At 47.9% G+C, this 13,497-nt stretch carries 17 protein-coding genes; 8 read left to right on the top strand and 9 right to left on the bottom strand.

Going from position 1 to position 13,497, the window contains the following annotated elements:
• Nucleotides 1-202: 202 nt before the first annotated feature.
• The 4 genes from ffh to AC3WT9_RS00630 all read right to left on the bottom strand — a co-directional run bounded on the left by ffh (nt 203) and on the right by AC3WT9_RS00630 (nt 4,367).
• Nucleotides 203-1,594: a signal recognition particle protein gene (gene ffh / locus AC3WT9_RS00645; RefSeq protein WP_341094097.1), complete on the bottom strand. Its 1,392-nt coding sequence runs from the start codon at nt 1,592-1,594 to the stop codon at nt 203-205.
• A gap of 21 nt (nt 1,595-1,615) precedes the next feature.
• Nucleotides 1,616-1,972, bottom strand: coding sequence for a putative DNA-binding protein (locus AC3WT9_RS00640; protein ID WP_038593628.1), 357 nt, complete (start codon nt 1,970-1,972; stop codon nt 1,616-1,618).
• A gap of 148 nt (nt 1,973-2,120) precedes the next feature.
• Nucleotides 2,121-2,768, bottom strand: coding sequence for a PAQR family membrane homeostasis protein TrhA (gene trhA, locus AC3WT9_RS00635; RefSeq protein ID WP_341378962.1), 648 nt, complete (start codon nt 2,766-2,768; stop codon nt 2,121-2,123).
• Between the two features lie 81 nt (nt 2,769-2,849).
• Nucleotides 2,850-4,367, bottom strand: a complete 1,518-nt coding sequence (locus AC3WT9_RS00630; protein ID WP_341378964.1) for a carboxypeptidase M32 — start codon at nt 4,365-4,367, stop codon at nt 2,850-2,852.
• A gap of 135 nt (nt 4,368-4,502) precedes the next feature.
• Here AC3WT9_RS00630 and AC3WT9_RS00625 point away from each other — a divergent pair, with 135 nt between their 5' ends.
• The 4 genes from AC3WT9_RS00625 to AC3WT9_RS00610 all read left to right on the top strand — a co-directional run bounded on the left by AC3WT9_RS00625 (nt 4,503) and on the right by AC3WT9_RS00610 (nt 6,468).
• Nucleotides 4,503-4,874 carry an iron-sulfur cluster biosynthesis family protein gene (locus tag AC3WT9_RS00625; protein WP_341094100.1) on the top strand — a complete coding sequence of 124 codons (372 nt, stop codon included), beginning with the start codon at nt 4,503-4,505 and terminating at the stop codon, nt 4,872-4,874.
• A gap of 129 nt (nt 4,875-5,003) precedes the next feature.
• Nucleotides 5,004-5,582, top strand: coding sequence for a beta-class carbonic anhydrase (locus AC3WT9_RS00620; RefSeq protein WP_038593636.1), 579 nt, complete (start codon nt 5,004-5,006; stop codon nt 5,580-5,582).
• A 182-nt stretch (nt 5,583-5,764) separates the two neighbouring features.
• The gene (locus AC3WT9_RS00615; protein WP_341097712.1) at nt 5,765-6,181 is read left to right on the top strand and encodes a hypothetical protein; all 417 of its coding nucleotides are present in this window, start codon (nt 5,765-5,767) and stop codon (nt 6,179-6,181) included.
• A complete protein-coding gene (locus AC3WT9_RS00610; protein ID WP_341094101.1) occupies nt 6,181-6,468 on the top strand; it encodes a YxcD family protein in 288 nt (95 codons plus the stop codon). The genes AC3WT9_RS00615 and AC3WT9_RS00610 overlap by 1 nt, the downstream gene beginning before the upstream one ends.
• 165 nt (nt 6,469-6,633) lie before the next feature.
• On the opposite strand, the gene AC3WT9_RS00605 is transcribed toward AC3WT9_RS00610, so the two are convergent.
• On the bottom strand, nt 6,634-6,828 hold the full coding sequence (locus AC3WT9_RS00605) for a sporulation protein Cse60 (RefSeq protein ID WP_038593642.1): 195 nt from the start codon (nt 6,826-6,828) through the stop codon (nt 6,634-6,636).
• 424 nt (nt 6,829-7,252) lie between these two features.
• On the opposite strand from AC3WT9_RS00605, the gene AC3WT9_RS00600 reads away from it, so the two are divergent.
• Entirely contained in the window at nt 7,253-7,708 is a 456-nt protein-coding gene (locus AC3WT9_RS00600) for a GreA/GreB family elongation factor (protein ID WP_341094102.1), read from the top strand.
• Nucleotides 7,709-7,753: 45 nt separating this feature from the next.
• On the opposite strand, the gene AC3WT9_RS00595 is transcribed toward AC3WT9_RS00600, so the two are convergent.
• From AC3WT9_RS00595 to AC3WT9_RS00585, 3 genes are all read right to left on the bottom strand, one after another.
• Nucleotides 7,754-8,770, bottom strand: coding sequence for a S66 family peptidase (locus AC3WT9_RS00595; protein ID WP_341378966.1), 1,017 nt, complete (start codon nt 8,768-8,770; stop codon nt 7,754-7,756).
• 172 nt (nt 8,771-8,942) lie between these two features.
• Nucleotides 8,943-9,302: an acetyl-CoA acetyltransferase gene (locus tag AC3WT9_RS00590; protein ID WP_341094105.1), complete on the bottom strand. Its 360-nt coding sequence runs from the start codon at nt 9,300-9,302 to the stop codon at nt 8,943-8,945.
• A 179-nt stretch (nt 9,303-9,481) separates the two neighbouring features.
• The gene (locus AC3WT9_RS00585) at nt 9,482-10,321 is read right to left on the bottom strand and encodes a DegV family protein (protein WP_341378967.1); all 840 of its coding nucleotides are present in this window, start codon (nt 10,319-10,321) and stop codon (nt 9,482-9,484) included.
• Nucleotides 10,322-10,559: 238 nt separating this feature from the next.
• Here AC3WT9_RS00585 and AC3WT9_RS00580 point away from each other — a divergent pair, with 238 nt between their 5' ends.
• Nucleotides 10,560-10,772 carry a hypothetical protein gene (locus AC3WT9_RS00580; RefSeq protein ID WP_038593656.1) on the top strand — a complete coding sequence of 71 codons (213 nt, stop codon included), beginning with the start codon at nt 10,560-10,562 and terminating at the stop codon, nt 10,770-10,772.
• Nucleotides 10,773-10,875: 103 nt separating this feature from the next.
• Here AC3WT9_RS00580 and AC3WT9_RS00575 read toward each other — a convergent pair whose 3' ends face one another.
• Complete coding sequence (locus tag AC3WT9_RS00575) at nt 10,876-11,406, bottom strand: P-loop nucleotide/nucleoside kinase family protein (RefSeq protein WP_341378968.1); 531 nt, start codon at nt 11,404-11,406, stop codon at nt 10,876-10,878.
• A gap of 176 nt (nt 11,407-11,582) precedes the next feature.
• On the opposite strand from AC3WT9_RS00575, the gene AC3WT9_RS00570 reads away from it, so the two are divergent.
• Nucleotides 11,583-12,755, top strand: a complete 1,173-nt coding sequence (locus AC3WT9_RS00570) for a pectin acetylesterase-family hydrolase (RefSeq protein ID WP_341378969.1) — start codon at nt 11,583-11,585, stop codon at nt 12,753-12,755.
• A 75-nt stretch (nt 12,756-12,830) separates the two neighbouring features.
• Nucleotides 12,831-13,466: a TetR/AcrR family transcriptional regulator gene (locus tag AC3WT9_RS00565; RefSeq protein ID WP_341378970.1), complete on the top strand. Its 636-nt coding sequence runs from the start codon at nt 12,831-12,833 to the stop codon at nt 13,464-13,466.
• Nucleotides 13,467-13,497 lie beyond the last annotated feature (31 nt).

Here is a 13,497-nt window from a genome sequence, read left to right as displayed (position 1 = left end):
TCCCAAACCCTCCCTTAGACAAGGGCTCTGCCCTCTGGACACCCGGCTAAGTGCAATAAGCGTGGGCATTCAGACTGGCGGGACCTGGAATAGTTCGGGCAGGAATTAAGATCAAAAGATTAAAACCTTCTTGATCATCTGATGTTGTACAATGTCTGATCTAGGGGTAAAGCTTAAACCTTAAACTTAAAGACTATTAACATTAACGGAATGGGAACTTCATACCCTTGCCGCCGCCAAGGCTCTTAAGCTGCTTCATGGCGTTTTTCTTACCGCCCTTACCACCGCCGCCGCCCATCATACCGGAGAACTGCTTCATCATCTTGCGCATTTCATCGAACTGCTTGATGAGACGGTTAACCTCGGCTACGTTGGTTCCGCTGCCTGCGGCGATGCGCTTACGGCGGTTATGATTGATGATCTCAGGCTGGGCTTTCTCAGCTTTGGTCATCGAATGAACAATCGCTTCGACGCGGCCCATCTGCTTGTCGTCAACCTTCAGGTCCTTCATGCCTTTGGCTTTGTTCATACCAGGCAGCATGTCGAGAATCTGGTCGATCGGGCCAAGCTTCTTGACCTGATCCATCTGCTCCAGGAAATCGTCGAACGTAAATTCCGCATTGCGCATCTTACGTTCCATTTCCTTCGCTTTTTCAGTATCTATGTTGGCCTGAGCCTTCTCGATCAAGGAGAGCATATCGCCCATGCCGAGAATCCGTGAAGCCATCCGTTCCGGATGGAACGGCTCCAGCGCATCGATCTTCTCGCCCAGTGCGGCGAATTTGATCGGAGTGCCGGTTACCGCTTTGACGGATAATGCTGCACCACCGCGACTGTCGCCGTCGAGCTTAGTCAGCACTACGCCGGTAAGCTCAAGCTGCTTATTGAAGCTTTCGGCTACATTCACGGCATCCTGACCTGTCATGGCATCCACTACAAGCAGCACCTCGTCAGGATTCACGACGTTATGGATCTGCTTCAGTTCTTCCATCAGTTCTTCATCAATATGCAGGCGGCCTGCAGTATCGATGATCACATAATCCAGTCCGTTGTCCTTCGCGTGCTGGACCGCTTGTCTGGCAATCTCCACCGGGCTCGTCTGATCTCCCAGGGAGAATACTGGAACCTTAATTTGTTCGCCCAGCACCTGCAGCTGTTTGATCGCAGCCGGCCGGTAAATATCGCCCGCAACAAGTAAAGGACGGTGATTGCCCTTCTGTAGCAGCTTGGCCAGCTTGCCCGAAGTGGTCGTCTTACCGGCCCCTTGCAGACCCGCCATCATAATGACTGTCGGCGGCTTATTGGACTTAGCCAGCTTCGCTTGACTTCCACCCATCAGGTCGGTTAATTCCTTGTTAACGATATCAATGATTACCATGCCGGGAGTAAAGCTGTCCATCACTTCCTTGCCGATCGACTTCTCCTTCACCTTGGACACGAAGTCCTTGACTACTTTGAAGTTAACATCGGCTTCCAGAAGCGCCAGCCGCACTTCACGCATTGCTTCGTTGACGTCATCTTCAGTTACTTTTCCTTTGCCGCGCAGCTTGCTGAACACATTCTGCAATCTTCCGGTTAAACCTTCAAACGCCATATGCGGCTGTCTCCCTTCATGCTACTCTAACCTCTGCAAACGATCCAGGATATCCGTGAACCGCTGTTTATATTGCTCAGGCAGCATCCCATTGTCCGGCAGTCTGCGCAGTTCTTCTAAATATCGGTTGCGGTCTTCATGCTTGGCAAGAAGCCCAAGCTTCTCTTCATAATTCTCCAGCACTTGCTCCGCACGTTTAATATGTTCATAAACGGCTTGGCGGCTGATTTCAAATTCCGCGGCGATCTCTCCGAGTGAGAAATCATCGTGGAAATAATATTTAAGAAACGTTTGCTGCTTGTCAGTAAGCAGGCGTTCATAGAAAGCAAATAACAAGTTAATCCGGTTAGTTTTCTCGAGCCTATTCTCCTGACTCATTAAGGGCACTCCCTTCGTCAAGGAAAAACACTTTACAGCTTCACAACGTCCCTTATGATACCGAAAACAAAGAAAGATGTCAAGCATTTTTGCTTGTCATCTTATTCTTTATGCCCAAACCATAATTCCTGTCTCGAAATGCTCTGAATTAACGGATGGGAAGCAGGTAAATCAGCACCGCGAAAAAGTGGGTCACACTGCCCGCCAGTACAAACACATGCCAGATGGCGTGGTGGAACGGGAAACCTCTCCATACATAAAAGATGGTCCCCAGCGTGTACAATATTCCCCCGGCCATCAGCAGCATCATGCCTTCTCCGGCCACTACAGCCGACAAAGGATTCCAGGCAATCACAATCAGCCAGCCCATCGCAATATAGAAGACAGTGGACATGAACAGAAACCTTTTAACGAAGTAGGCCTTGAACAATACTCCGAAGAATGCCACTCCCCAGATAATGCCGAACAGGCTCCATCCAAGCGTGCCACGAATGGCTACCAGCAAAAATGGTGTATAGGTACCGGCAATAAACAGGTAAATCGAGGAGTGGTCAAAGAATTCGAACAGATCCTTCGCTTTGCCCTCCCTGAGACTATGAACCAGTGTGGAATTCAGATACAGAAGCAGCATCGTCGTTCCATAAATGGAAAAGCTGACTACATGCCAAGCCGTCCCCTTTAGACTGGCAAAAACAACAAGCAGGACAAGTGCAGCTACACTCAGTACCGTACCTATACCATGAGTAATTGCATTGGCTACCTCTTCCCTGCGGCTGTAAGTATGCGTGTTTGCCATAATAAAATCCTTCCGTTTGCGGTTTTCTTCTATTATATCGTTTTCCCGGAACTCATTCCAGCCTATAGCCTCATTTGGGTGTTACAGCTTGTAAAGCTCCGTATATTTCGCCTCGAGATAATCAGCCAGATAATCCGGGTTCAGCGGTTCGCCGGTCACTTGCTCGATAATTTGTGAAGGCGTCAGCGCCGAGCCGTACCGGTAGACCTTGTCTGTGAGCCATTCCTTAATCGGCAGCAGATTGCCTTCGGCGATCAGAGCGTCAAATTCCGGCAGCTCTTTACGCAGAGTGTTCAATATTTGCGCAGCATACATATTACCAAGGGAGTATGAGGCAAAATAACCAAAGTCACCGCCGGACCAATGGACATCCTGCAGTACGCCAAGCGCATCGGTCGGCGGTGTAATTCCGAGGTATTCCTGGTATTTGGCATTCCATACTTTTGGCAGCTCCTTCACTTCCAACCCTTCGTTAAAGATCAGCTTCTCGATTTCATAACGGACGATAATATGCAGGTTATAAGTAAGCTCATCGGCTTCGATGCGGATGAAGGAATTCGCCACACTGTTGATCGCACGGTAGAAATCTTCTACTTCCACATTTGTCAGCTGTTCAGGGAAATGCTGCTGCAGATCGCCGTAATAACGCTGCCAGAAGGCCCGGCTACGGCCGATCATATTCTCCCACAGTCTCGACTGGGATTCATGGATACCCATAGATGCCCCTTGAGCCAGCGGTGTGCCGACCAGATCCTTGCTGATGTTTTGCTCATATAGAGCGTGTCCGCCCTCATGGAGCGAGCTGAAAATAGCACTAGTAACGTTGTCCAGCAAATAGTTGGTAGTGATGCGCACATCGCCCGGATTCAGCCCGGTTGCGAAAGGATGTACACTTTCATCCAGCCGGCCCGCTTCAAAATCATAGCCCATCTGCCCCAGAACAAAGAGGCCGAATTTCTCCTGTTGCTCTTTGGCGTAGATTTCGCTCAGGAATTTCGTGTCCGGCTTGTTAGGCGAAGCATTGATGGCTTCCACCAGCGGAACAAGGCGGCTGCGCAGACGATCGAAGATTTCATCGACTTTTTCGGTGGTCAGATCTGGTTCGTACATATCCAGCAGCGTATCGTATCGGGTGCCTTTGACACCCCAGTAATCAATGAACTCCTGCTTGAAGGCAACAATCTGGCTTAAGAACGGCTCAAAGGAGGTAAAATCATTGCTTTCCTTGGCTTCTTCCCACACGGTTTGCGAATGAGCCGACAGAACCGAATATTCCTCAAACCTTTTGGATGGAATGCTCTTGCTGCGCTCGAACTCCTTGCGGCAATCTTTCACGATTTTATTCTGGTTGTCGCTTAGCTGGCTGCTGACAGCCGGGCGGCTGAAGAACTCCGTAAACTCCCCCATTTCCGGCGAGGTCTGGAGTCTGAACAGTTCTCCGCTAAGCATACCAATCGTACCCGAACGGATCTCCACCCCTTTACGGGGTGCGCCTGTACGCAGATCCCAATGCAAAAGTCCGATTGTTTCAGAATACCCGCTGATTTTTAACAATAGCTCTTCAAATTTTTCCCACTCTTCTTTAACCGTCTGTTCCATATCCGAGCACCTGCTTTCTCTGTTTTAGCGTCTCCTCTTGATGATACTTTTTTAAATAAGTATAATCAACTTCAGAGCCTTACATCTCTAATTTGAAATACTTTATCATTAAGCCGATAGGAGTGTGAACAGAACATGAAGATTCAGATTACACCTCTGGCCGAGAGGAAGCTGAAGGAAAGGCTTGGGGATCAGCCGGGGCTTTTTAAACTCTTTTATGATACGGAGGGTTGCGGCTGCGACGGAATCAATGTTCTGCTGATCGTTAATGAAGCACAATCCGGCGATGTTTCCATTGATGCAGACGAGTTGTCTTTTATTATCAGCCGCCAGCAGGAGATCTTTTATGAAGAGCAAATGCGGCTTGATGCCGAGGAGCGTTTCTCTTCGTTCAAGCTGGACAGTCATTCACAGATTTATGGCAAGAATATTCTTGTAAGAGACTTGCGCAATACCGAAGCACCCCAGCCGGGTGCAGGAATTGCTTACGAAGTAACTCCCCGTTAACCCTTAAGCATCTATTCCTAAACCTAGGAAGCTATGCTCACAAAACACAGTGTATCCTTCCGAGGTAAGTTTTGCACGAAGTAAACCTAGGAAGCTATGCTCACAAAACTTTTAGGAGGAAGCATGGTCATGACTCAAATTACGAATATCCTGGAGTTCAACAAACAGTTTGTCGAGAAAAAAGAATACGAAGCCTATCTGACCAGCCGCTTCCCTGATAAAAAAATGCTGATCATCACTTGCATGGACACCCGGCTCGTAGAGCTGCTGCCCAAAGCAATGAATTTCAAAAACGGTGATGTCAAAATCATTAAAAATGCCGGTGCGATCATTTCCCAGCCCTTCGGCAGCGTAATGCGGAGCGTAATGGTCGCGTTATACGAGCTGGATGCGGACGAAGTTATTGTGGTCGGCCATTACGAATGCGGCATGGCTTCGCTGAATGCAGACAAGATGATCAACTCGATCAAAGAGCGCGGCGTTTCCGAACAGGTCCTTTCGACCCTGGAGAACTCAGGGATTAAATTAACCAAGTGGCTGCGCGGGTTTGACAATGTGGAGGAAGGGGTAATTCAAACTGTGGAGCTGATCAAGCGCCACCCCTTACTCCCCCCAAACGTGCCTGTGCACGGCATGATCATCGATCCGGCAACCGGAGCGCTTGAGCTTGTCTCGGACGGGTATGTGGAGAACAAGGCAACTCTCTGAAACTGCTGTTTGCGTGGATCCTGGATCCGCGCACTTTTTTTTGGCCATAATTTGTATTCCGGCATTTAATCTCTAAATTATTATATTAAAATTGAAACCTCCTAGGGCATACTACGTATTACCGGACAGACACTACAAATCCAAGACAACCTTTAGGAGGGTACTTGTACTCAATGAAACCCATGAAACGCGTAATGATGATTGTAATGGCCTTTACCCTGTTTTTTGCCGTAACCGCTCCTGACTTTGCGGATGCACGGCGTGGAGGCGGCTTTAAATCCGGATCCCGCGGATTTACCACCACTCCAAAGAAATCTACAACCAATAATGTGAAACAAAGCGATAGCACCAAAGGAACAACAGCCGGCACTGCAAAACGCGGATTCTTCAGCGGAGGCAGCTTGATGAAAGGCCTGATGATCGGCGGAATCGCCGGCTTCCTCTTCGGGGGCATGTTCGGCGGAATGGGCGCTTTCGGGAATATCCTTGGCCTATTGATTAATATGCTTGCCATCTATCTTGTAGTGGTACTGATCATGTCCTTCTTCCGCCGCAGAAAAGAAAGACGCAGGCTTGAGGAAAGGGATGGCCGTTACTAATGCCAACAACTGTTCTAAGCATGGATGAAATTATTAACGCCATCTGCCTGCATATGGCTGAACGCAAGGCAGTCCGTGTGGAAGATGTTCAGGTAGAGCTCAGCTGGGAGGAAGATACCGGGTACAGCGCAGAGGTGTGGATTCAAGGCCGAAGCCAATACCTGGTAGAGTCCAATATAACTGAAGCGATCCTCCGCTATATGCACAGTGAGTATGGCATCCGGGCTTACCGTGAAGATCTCAGACTGGAGCTGGATGAAGAAATAACAGCAATTGTCAACACCTGATTTTATTTTCGCAGTATTCCAAACAATAAAGGGACAGCCTACGGGCTGTCCCTTTATTGTTCTTCGGTTAATGTGAACTGCTAAATACTAAACGCATGATAAAGTAAGATGATCACTATACATAACGTGGAGAGGGCGGACAACCACGTAAAAAACAAACTCCAGTTATAGCTTTTCATTCGTCTTATACACAATCAGAATGGTGCTCCGTTGATGCTCCGCCCCGTCCCGCGAAGATTTGACTACGGAACCGTAGCACACCTTCACTACTTGTTCTTCCTGCAATCCCATCAGAAATTCATTTGCCTTATTTTCAGCATAGGAATTATCCGCATCTACAAACTCTTTTACTTGAATCATAATATTCTCCTTTAATAAATGTAATTATTTGATAGTTCAAATTCTATATAAGAAAACAATGAAGTGCTCATGGCGCATCACTCCTCTGGTAACATTTAATGTAAGAAACCTCTAAACATACAGCAAGGCACTTCGCAGTAAACTGCGAAATGCCTTAATATCAGTCAAGCTTAACATCCTATGGGAGAAGGGTCAAATGTTTTCACTCCATAATTATGAAAAAATCCATGGCAGCCCTGTGTAACAATCGTTTGGTTCTCTGCTGAGAAGCTGATATACTGTTGTGAAGGTCTCCATTTAAGGAGATCTCTATTTGCACACCCTTTTTTAAGGGCGGTACACCAAATTTTGAGGAGGCTGGACATGATTACGAATTACAAGATGGCAGCAGGGGATGTTTTTCTTAGAGGGGGTGAAATCTACTATGAACCATAGTCTTCTACTGCAAACCTCCCGGACTCAACTGGTAAAGCAGCTGTTATATTTTGATGAAGAGAGAAATGGATTTCTCAATCATTATTACCCTGGCAAACATCCTCAGAGAAAACAGGCGGAGGAACTGATTAACCGCTACTGCACTATTCTAGAGCAGCTTCTCTCGGACTATAGTGAAGAGAAATTATGCTCCAGTGTATTGATTGGAAGCCGGCTGGACCTCCGCTATTTGGAGGATGGTTATATAGACACCTACACCATTGTGTTCCCTGCATACACCGACCCGGCCGAAGGGAAGATTTCCTGGCTGTCGCCACTGGGTATGCAGCTGCTGATGGCCCAGCGCAATCATGAGTATGAGCTTGAAGTCCCTTCAGGGAAAATCTCTGTCATGATTGACAACATCAGCTTTGAGAATAGCGGCGAAGTGGATTCAGCAGTCTGAACAAAGAAAGGGGCAGCCGCCGGGCTGTCCCTTAATCATTTTCCGCTAATCCTTAAAATACTGGGTAATTGTCCCCGCACCGTTCTGCATCTTCACTTCCGCATACGCCCCGTTGATTAAAGTAAGCTGCGGCGGAACATGGCCGAAGTCAACATCATAGATTACCGGCAATTGAAGCTCCCCGGACAATTCTTTGTAACAATCCTCCACCGTATAGTTGTCCACCGGACGATTGGCACCGCTTCTCCCGAACATAATACCGGAGCAATGCTCGAACCAGCCAGCCAGTTTCATCTGTACCAAAGACCGGCGCAAGTCCACAGTATTCAATTCACAATTCTCCAAATACCACATGATCGGTTCGTTGTGAATCATGTTCTGCTGGAAATACTGCACATTTCCGAAAGGTGTCCCGATGATATGCCGGATCACATCTATGCAGCCGCCAAGCAAACGCCCGGACAACGTTACTTCACCAGCAGTCACCGATTTCCAAACCGTCGGCTCATCCAAATGAAAGATAAAGGGGGAATCAACGTCCACTCCCCCCTCCTGCTGATACTTTGCCGAAGAATTCTGCATAATCGAACCTCCACGGGGCGTGGACATTACCTTTTGCCACATGGCTGTAGTGTTATCGGTTTGCTTCCCCCGCAGATCTGCCAGGCTTGGACCGTGCGCTGTTGCCAGACCCGTCTGCAGCGTAACGGCAAGCAGCAGCAGACTGATATCGGAAAAACCCAATATCCATTTCTCCTGCACCAGGCTGAAATCTATATATTCCAGCATTTCAATCAATAATTCCCCGCCCCATGGCGGAATGATAAGGTCGATGGCATCCTCCTGCATCATGGCGTTAAATTCCTCGGCACGTGTTTTGCCTGAAGCTGATTTGGCTTTATTCTGTTTAAATACCGTCTCGCCGCAATACACCCGGTATCCTTTTTCTTTCATCCGCTCACAGGCTTGCTCGAACAGCTTACGGTCTAGTGGACTTACGCCATATGAAGAAGCTGTCACACCGATCGCCGCCCCGTCGTTTAATAAAGGGTATGTAATCATTTTCCACCTCCTGAAAAATCCCGCAATCCACCTTTGATTCTACATCGAATAGCAAGTCTTCGGAAGCCCGGATTGATCTTATACAGATACAAACGGCAAAAGACATGACCAGAACATACGGCAGAGCTGCCGATGATCCAGATCATGTCTTCTATTCCTGATAGGGCCGGGATTAGATCAAAGAGATGGCAAGCAGCTCGAATAGCACAAGCGGTAAGATCACATTATTGTTAATCGGCGCGGGATATGGATAGTAGCCCGGACCCGGCGGGAATGGTTTGTAGTACGGATTATAGTATCCGCGTACAGATTGTGTGGTAGCAGTTACTGTCAGATACAGATTTTTGCTGTCCATCCCCGCAATGATTCCCTCATGCATGAGTCCGTCAATCGTCTGTACTTTCACTTTATGGTTTAAGTAGGGCTTGCAGGAGTGATGCAGAGATTCACGGACTCCGTGCAGGTGCTGGACTACAGCAGGGTCGGCTTGATAGATAACCGTCGCTTGCTGGCTGGAATTATATGTCGACATGTTGGTTGACCTCCGTAATTGGTTTTGCTTCAGTCTATGCTGATGCCTATAGTAAGGTGTCTTCCCTCCCATATCTTATAGAATACCGCCCCAGACAGGTCTCCCGGAAAACAAAATAGCCGCACGCGGGGCTAGTTCCCATGTACGGCTTGTTTATCTTTTTTAGGGCTACATTCCCTTTAAAAAGCCACTCCGATTCCGCCTTCGCCGGCATAGGTGCCCATAACCGGTCCCATGCTGGAGAATACGACCTCTTTAAAGGGGTGTTTTTCGAGAATGCGTTCTTTAATCTCCAGGGCCAGCTTCTCGCAGTTGCTGTGCACAATGGCAATTACCGCCTTCTCGTAATCATGCTGCTTCTCCTCGAGCTTGGCCAGCAGATGGTTGAGCGCCTTGGGCAGCCCGCGGGTTTTCTCCACCACCTCAACTGTACCTTCCTCGCTGATTTTGAGCAGCAGTTTGATGTTCAGCACCGAAGCCACCGCGCCCGACAAACGGTTCAGCCGTCCGCCCTTGATTACATTTTCCAACGTATCCAGCGTGAAGAATGCTTCCACTTCCCGGGATTTGAGAAGAATCATTTCTTTCAATTCCGCAAGGCTTGAACAGGTCACCGACCATTTCGCCGCAAAGGCGACAATCAGGGATAGTCCACCGGAAAATCTCTTCGTATCTATAACTTCAATCGCATTCGGAAATCCTTCTTCTTCATACATTTCCTTGGCGATCATCGCGGCCTGATAGGTGCTGCTAATATTGGAGGACATGCAGACGACCATAATGTCAGTGCCTGCTTCCACTTCTTTGAACTTATCCAGGAAGACTTGCGGACTGGGACTTGCTGTGGTCGGCAGATCCTTCGATTCGCGCATTTTAGCATAAAAAGCCTTCGTGTCAGTATCTTCCGGCATCAGCTCATGTCCGAAATGAACCGGCAGCTGGACTACAGTAATATCATATTGGTTAACGTACTCAAGGGGGATGTCGGAACCGCTATCCGTAATTATCTTGATGGGCATCAGAGTGCTCTCCTTTCAATTCTATATTATTATAGTCACCAACAGCACGAATCAATAGTACATTTTATAACTTGTCAAAACATTTCTTTTATGCTTAGGGGTATATTAACTCACTTTCCGGACTATTTTTGCTGTATGAAGAATCCCGGTAACTGAAATAGCAGTCGCCAGTGTACTTTCTTACCTTTCCATGTTGTGATATGGTAAATAAATCAGCGTATAGAAATGGAGTGTAACCATGGGCAAGAACAGAGTGTGGAACAAAGGTAAGCATAACGGAGGCGGACTGGCGAAGAAAAATGTAACGGACAAAGAATCCGCAGAATCGGCAACCCCAGCCGAGAGCGCTCCTGAGATTCCGAATCCGCGGATTGATACAGTAAAACCGATGAACCGCAGCAATTGGGTCGTTCGTCCGGCTAGGGTAACGCCTAAAGAAACGAAAGAATAACAAGTTGCAACAAGCAAATACCCAGTCAGAACACGATAATTCAGTGTTGGACTGGGTATATTTTATAAACTTAGCATTTTGGGGATGTGAAAATAATCTATGCTCAGACCACTGTTTCCCCTTCCCCTGAAGGGGTCTCAAAACCGTTTAAAAACCGTGTGAGCGTGTCCTCGGTGATTGGAAACGCCGCATTGGCATCAAATCGTTCACTGCGGATTAGCAGCCTCTGCCGTAATTCCTCAGGCTCAACCTTCAAATGAATCAGTTCCCACACGCCGCCATACTGTTCAATCAGCTGCTTGTAATCGTTCCGTCTTTGACGCTGCCAAAAGCTGAAATCGATGACGACATGCTGCTTCGCCTGGATCAGGCGGACCAGCTCCCCGCGCAGCTTCATCTCGGATTGTTCTTTATACTGCTCATAATTCTCTTCAGGGTAATCCACTCCATAACGTCCGTGAGAAGCCCAAATGTCTTCATCTATTGAAAGACGGACGAATCCCTCTTTCTCCAGCTTTTGAGCAAAGGTTGTTTTACCCGACCCTGCCACACCACACATCATCACAACGACAGGAGCTGTGTTCATCGCCTTGTACTGCACCAGCTGTCCGATCACTGACTTTTCACTCCGCATAATATGTCATCTCCTTCCCGGTCAACCGAATGTGCAGATCGTTTCTATGTATTTCTCTGTCTGGCAAGCGAAATCCTGTTCGGTAGAAAACTGGACTAAGGTCGGTTGTTACGATAAGTATACACCTTGTGTAACGAGTTAACTTGACGTATACTCCCATTAAGGGGGAGATGGATATGAGAAGAATAGGGAAAATCACGATGTTCACAGGAATTGGATTGTTGAGCCTTATTTTGATTGCCGTTCTTGTGATCAGCACTTTTGTAATCAAGAGGCCGGCGACCACAGCCTCCGAACTGGCAGAAGTGAAGCCTTACAAGTGGAATAAAGTTAAGCTGGACGGAAATGTCATCTCTAGTGACGGATCAGAGTATTTTCTGTGGAATAAAAAAGGGGAAAACAATAACTGGATCATCTTCTTTTCCGGAGGCGGGGCCAGCTGGGATGCCAAAAGCGCCGAGCATCCGATCAAGATCATGAATTTCATTAAGGGCGGGGATACAGGCAATTATTTTGCCAACATCCCCTTCTATATGCTCACCTTGCTGAGAGGCATGATGGACACGGATAACCCTGACAACCCCTTCAACGGCTGGAATGTTGTATATCTGCCTTATTCGACCGGTGACTTCCACATCGGCAAGCATAATGCGGAATATAAGAAGGAAGACGGCACCCCCTTCACTATGCGCTATAACGGCAGCAATAACGTGCGGAGCAGCCTCGACTGGATTTATGCTAATGCGGATAAGCCCGACAAGCTGCTCATTGCTGGCGAAAGTGCCGGCGGGTTCGGCTCCGCCTTGTGGGCGGAGGAGATTGCCAGTCATTATAAGGACTCCGAAATTTATCAATATTCCGACAGCTCCTTCCTGAAATCGGACAAATGGCCGAAGGTTGTGGATCAGGAATGGCACGCTGATTTTACCAAGACATTTGGGTATCCCGCCGAAGCGGATATCATCGGTGCAGCCTTTAAGGCCAACGGGCATCTCCTGCCGCCCAATGCCGTACTATTACAATCCAACTCGTTATTTGACGAGATCCTGATTCACTTTCAGAACAACATCAACGATTATAAAGGGCCACAGGACCAGAAGATGATCAACGAATGGTCACAGCAATTGCGGGCATCCGTGCGTTCTTTGGACGCCGCGTTACCGAATTATTATTATTATCTGACTGACTATGGACTCGATGCTGAGAAGGGCACAACCCCGCATACATTTGCAACGCGAGAGACTTTTTTTCAGGCAGAGCAGGATGGGGTTACACTGCTGAAATGGCTGGGGGATGCGGTTAACCATCAGAAGCCCTATTCGGTGGGCAGCAAGTTCCTTGAGAAGTAAGAGTAAGCTCAGCCACAATTAAATTTAACGACCTTTAGCACAAGGAAAAATGGCAATAGGCAGGAGAGAAGCTACATGAAGCTGCGTGAAAAGCAGATGCAAATGACACGGGAGATGATTAAGGATACAGCGCTGAGCCTATTCTGTTCGCAAGGCATTGAGCGCACCGATATGGCTCAGATTGCAGAAGAAGCCGGCATCTCCCGGCGTACTTTGTATCATCATTTTAAGGATAAGGAAGAATTAGCCGCCCGGATCTATGTTGAGAATCTGGAGCGGATGTTCGGACAGCTGCTGTTTGACTTTAGTTTCGAGCAGCCCGAAGATTCCCTGGAGTTTATTCTGGACAAGTATTTGGCGCTAAGGGAGCATCAGGAGTCGTTGATCTATTACGATGCCATTTTTGGCGTCTACTATAGCACTCTATCCAAGAATCCCGCTGAACTGCCTGATTTCAAGCAAGCGATGCAGGGCTGGTACACGCGCCTAGTGCAATTGGACACCGTACCGGTAGCTCCAGAGGAAAAAACAAGATGGATGGACATTCTGCTGAAGTCCACCCACCTGTATTTCATGTATTTACAAAAAGCCGTTATTATTGCCCACCAACGCGGCGGAGAAGTTACAGAAGAAGACATGGCTAACGATCGCCAGTTCAAAGATTTCATCATGCAGAGCGTACGGCATACCAACCATCACAAAACCCCTTAAGTGTGCTTCATGAGTACTTAAGGGGCAATGC

Source organism: Paenibacillus sp. EB106-06-01-XG199 (assembly GCF_058791575.1).
Note: the sequence above shows the minus strand (reverse complement) of the source record. Positions and strands in the feature narration are given on the sequence as shown.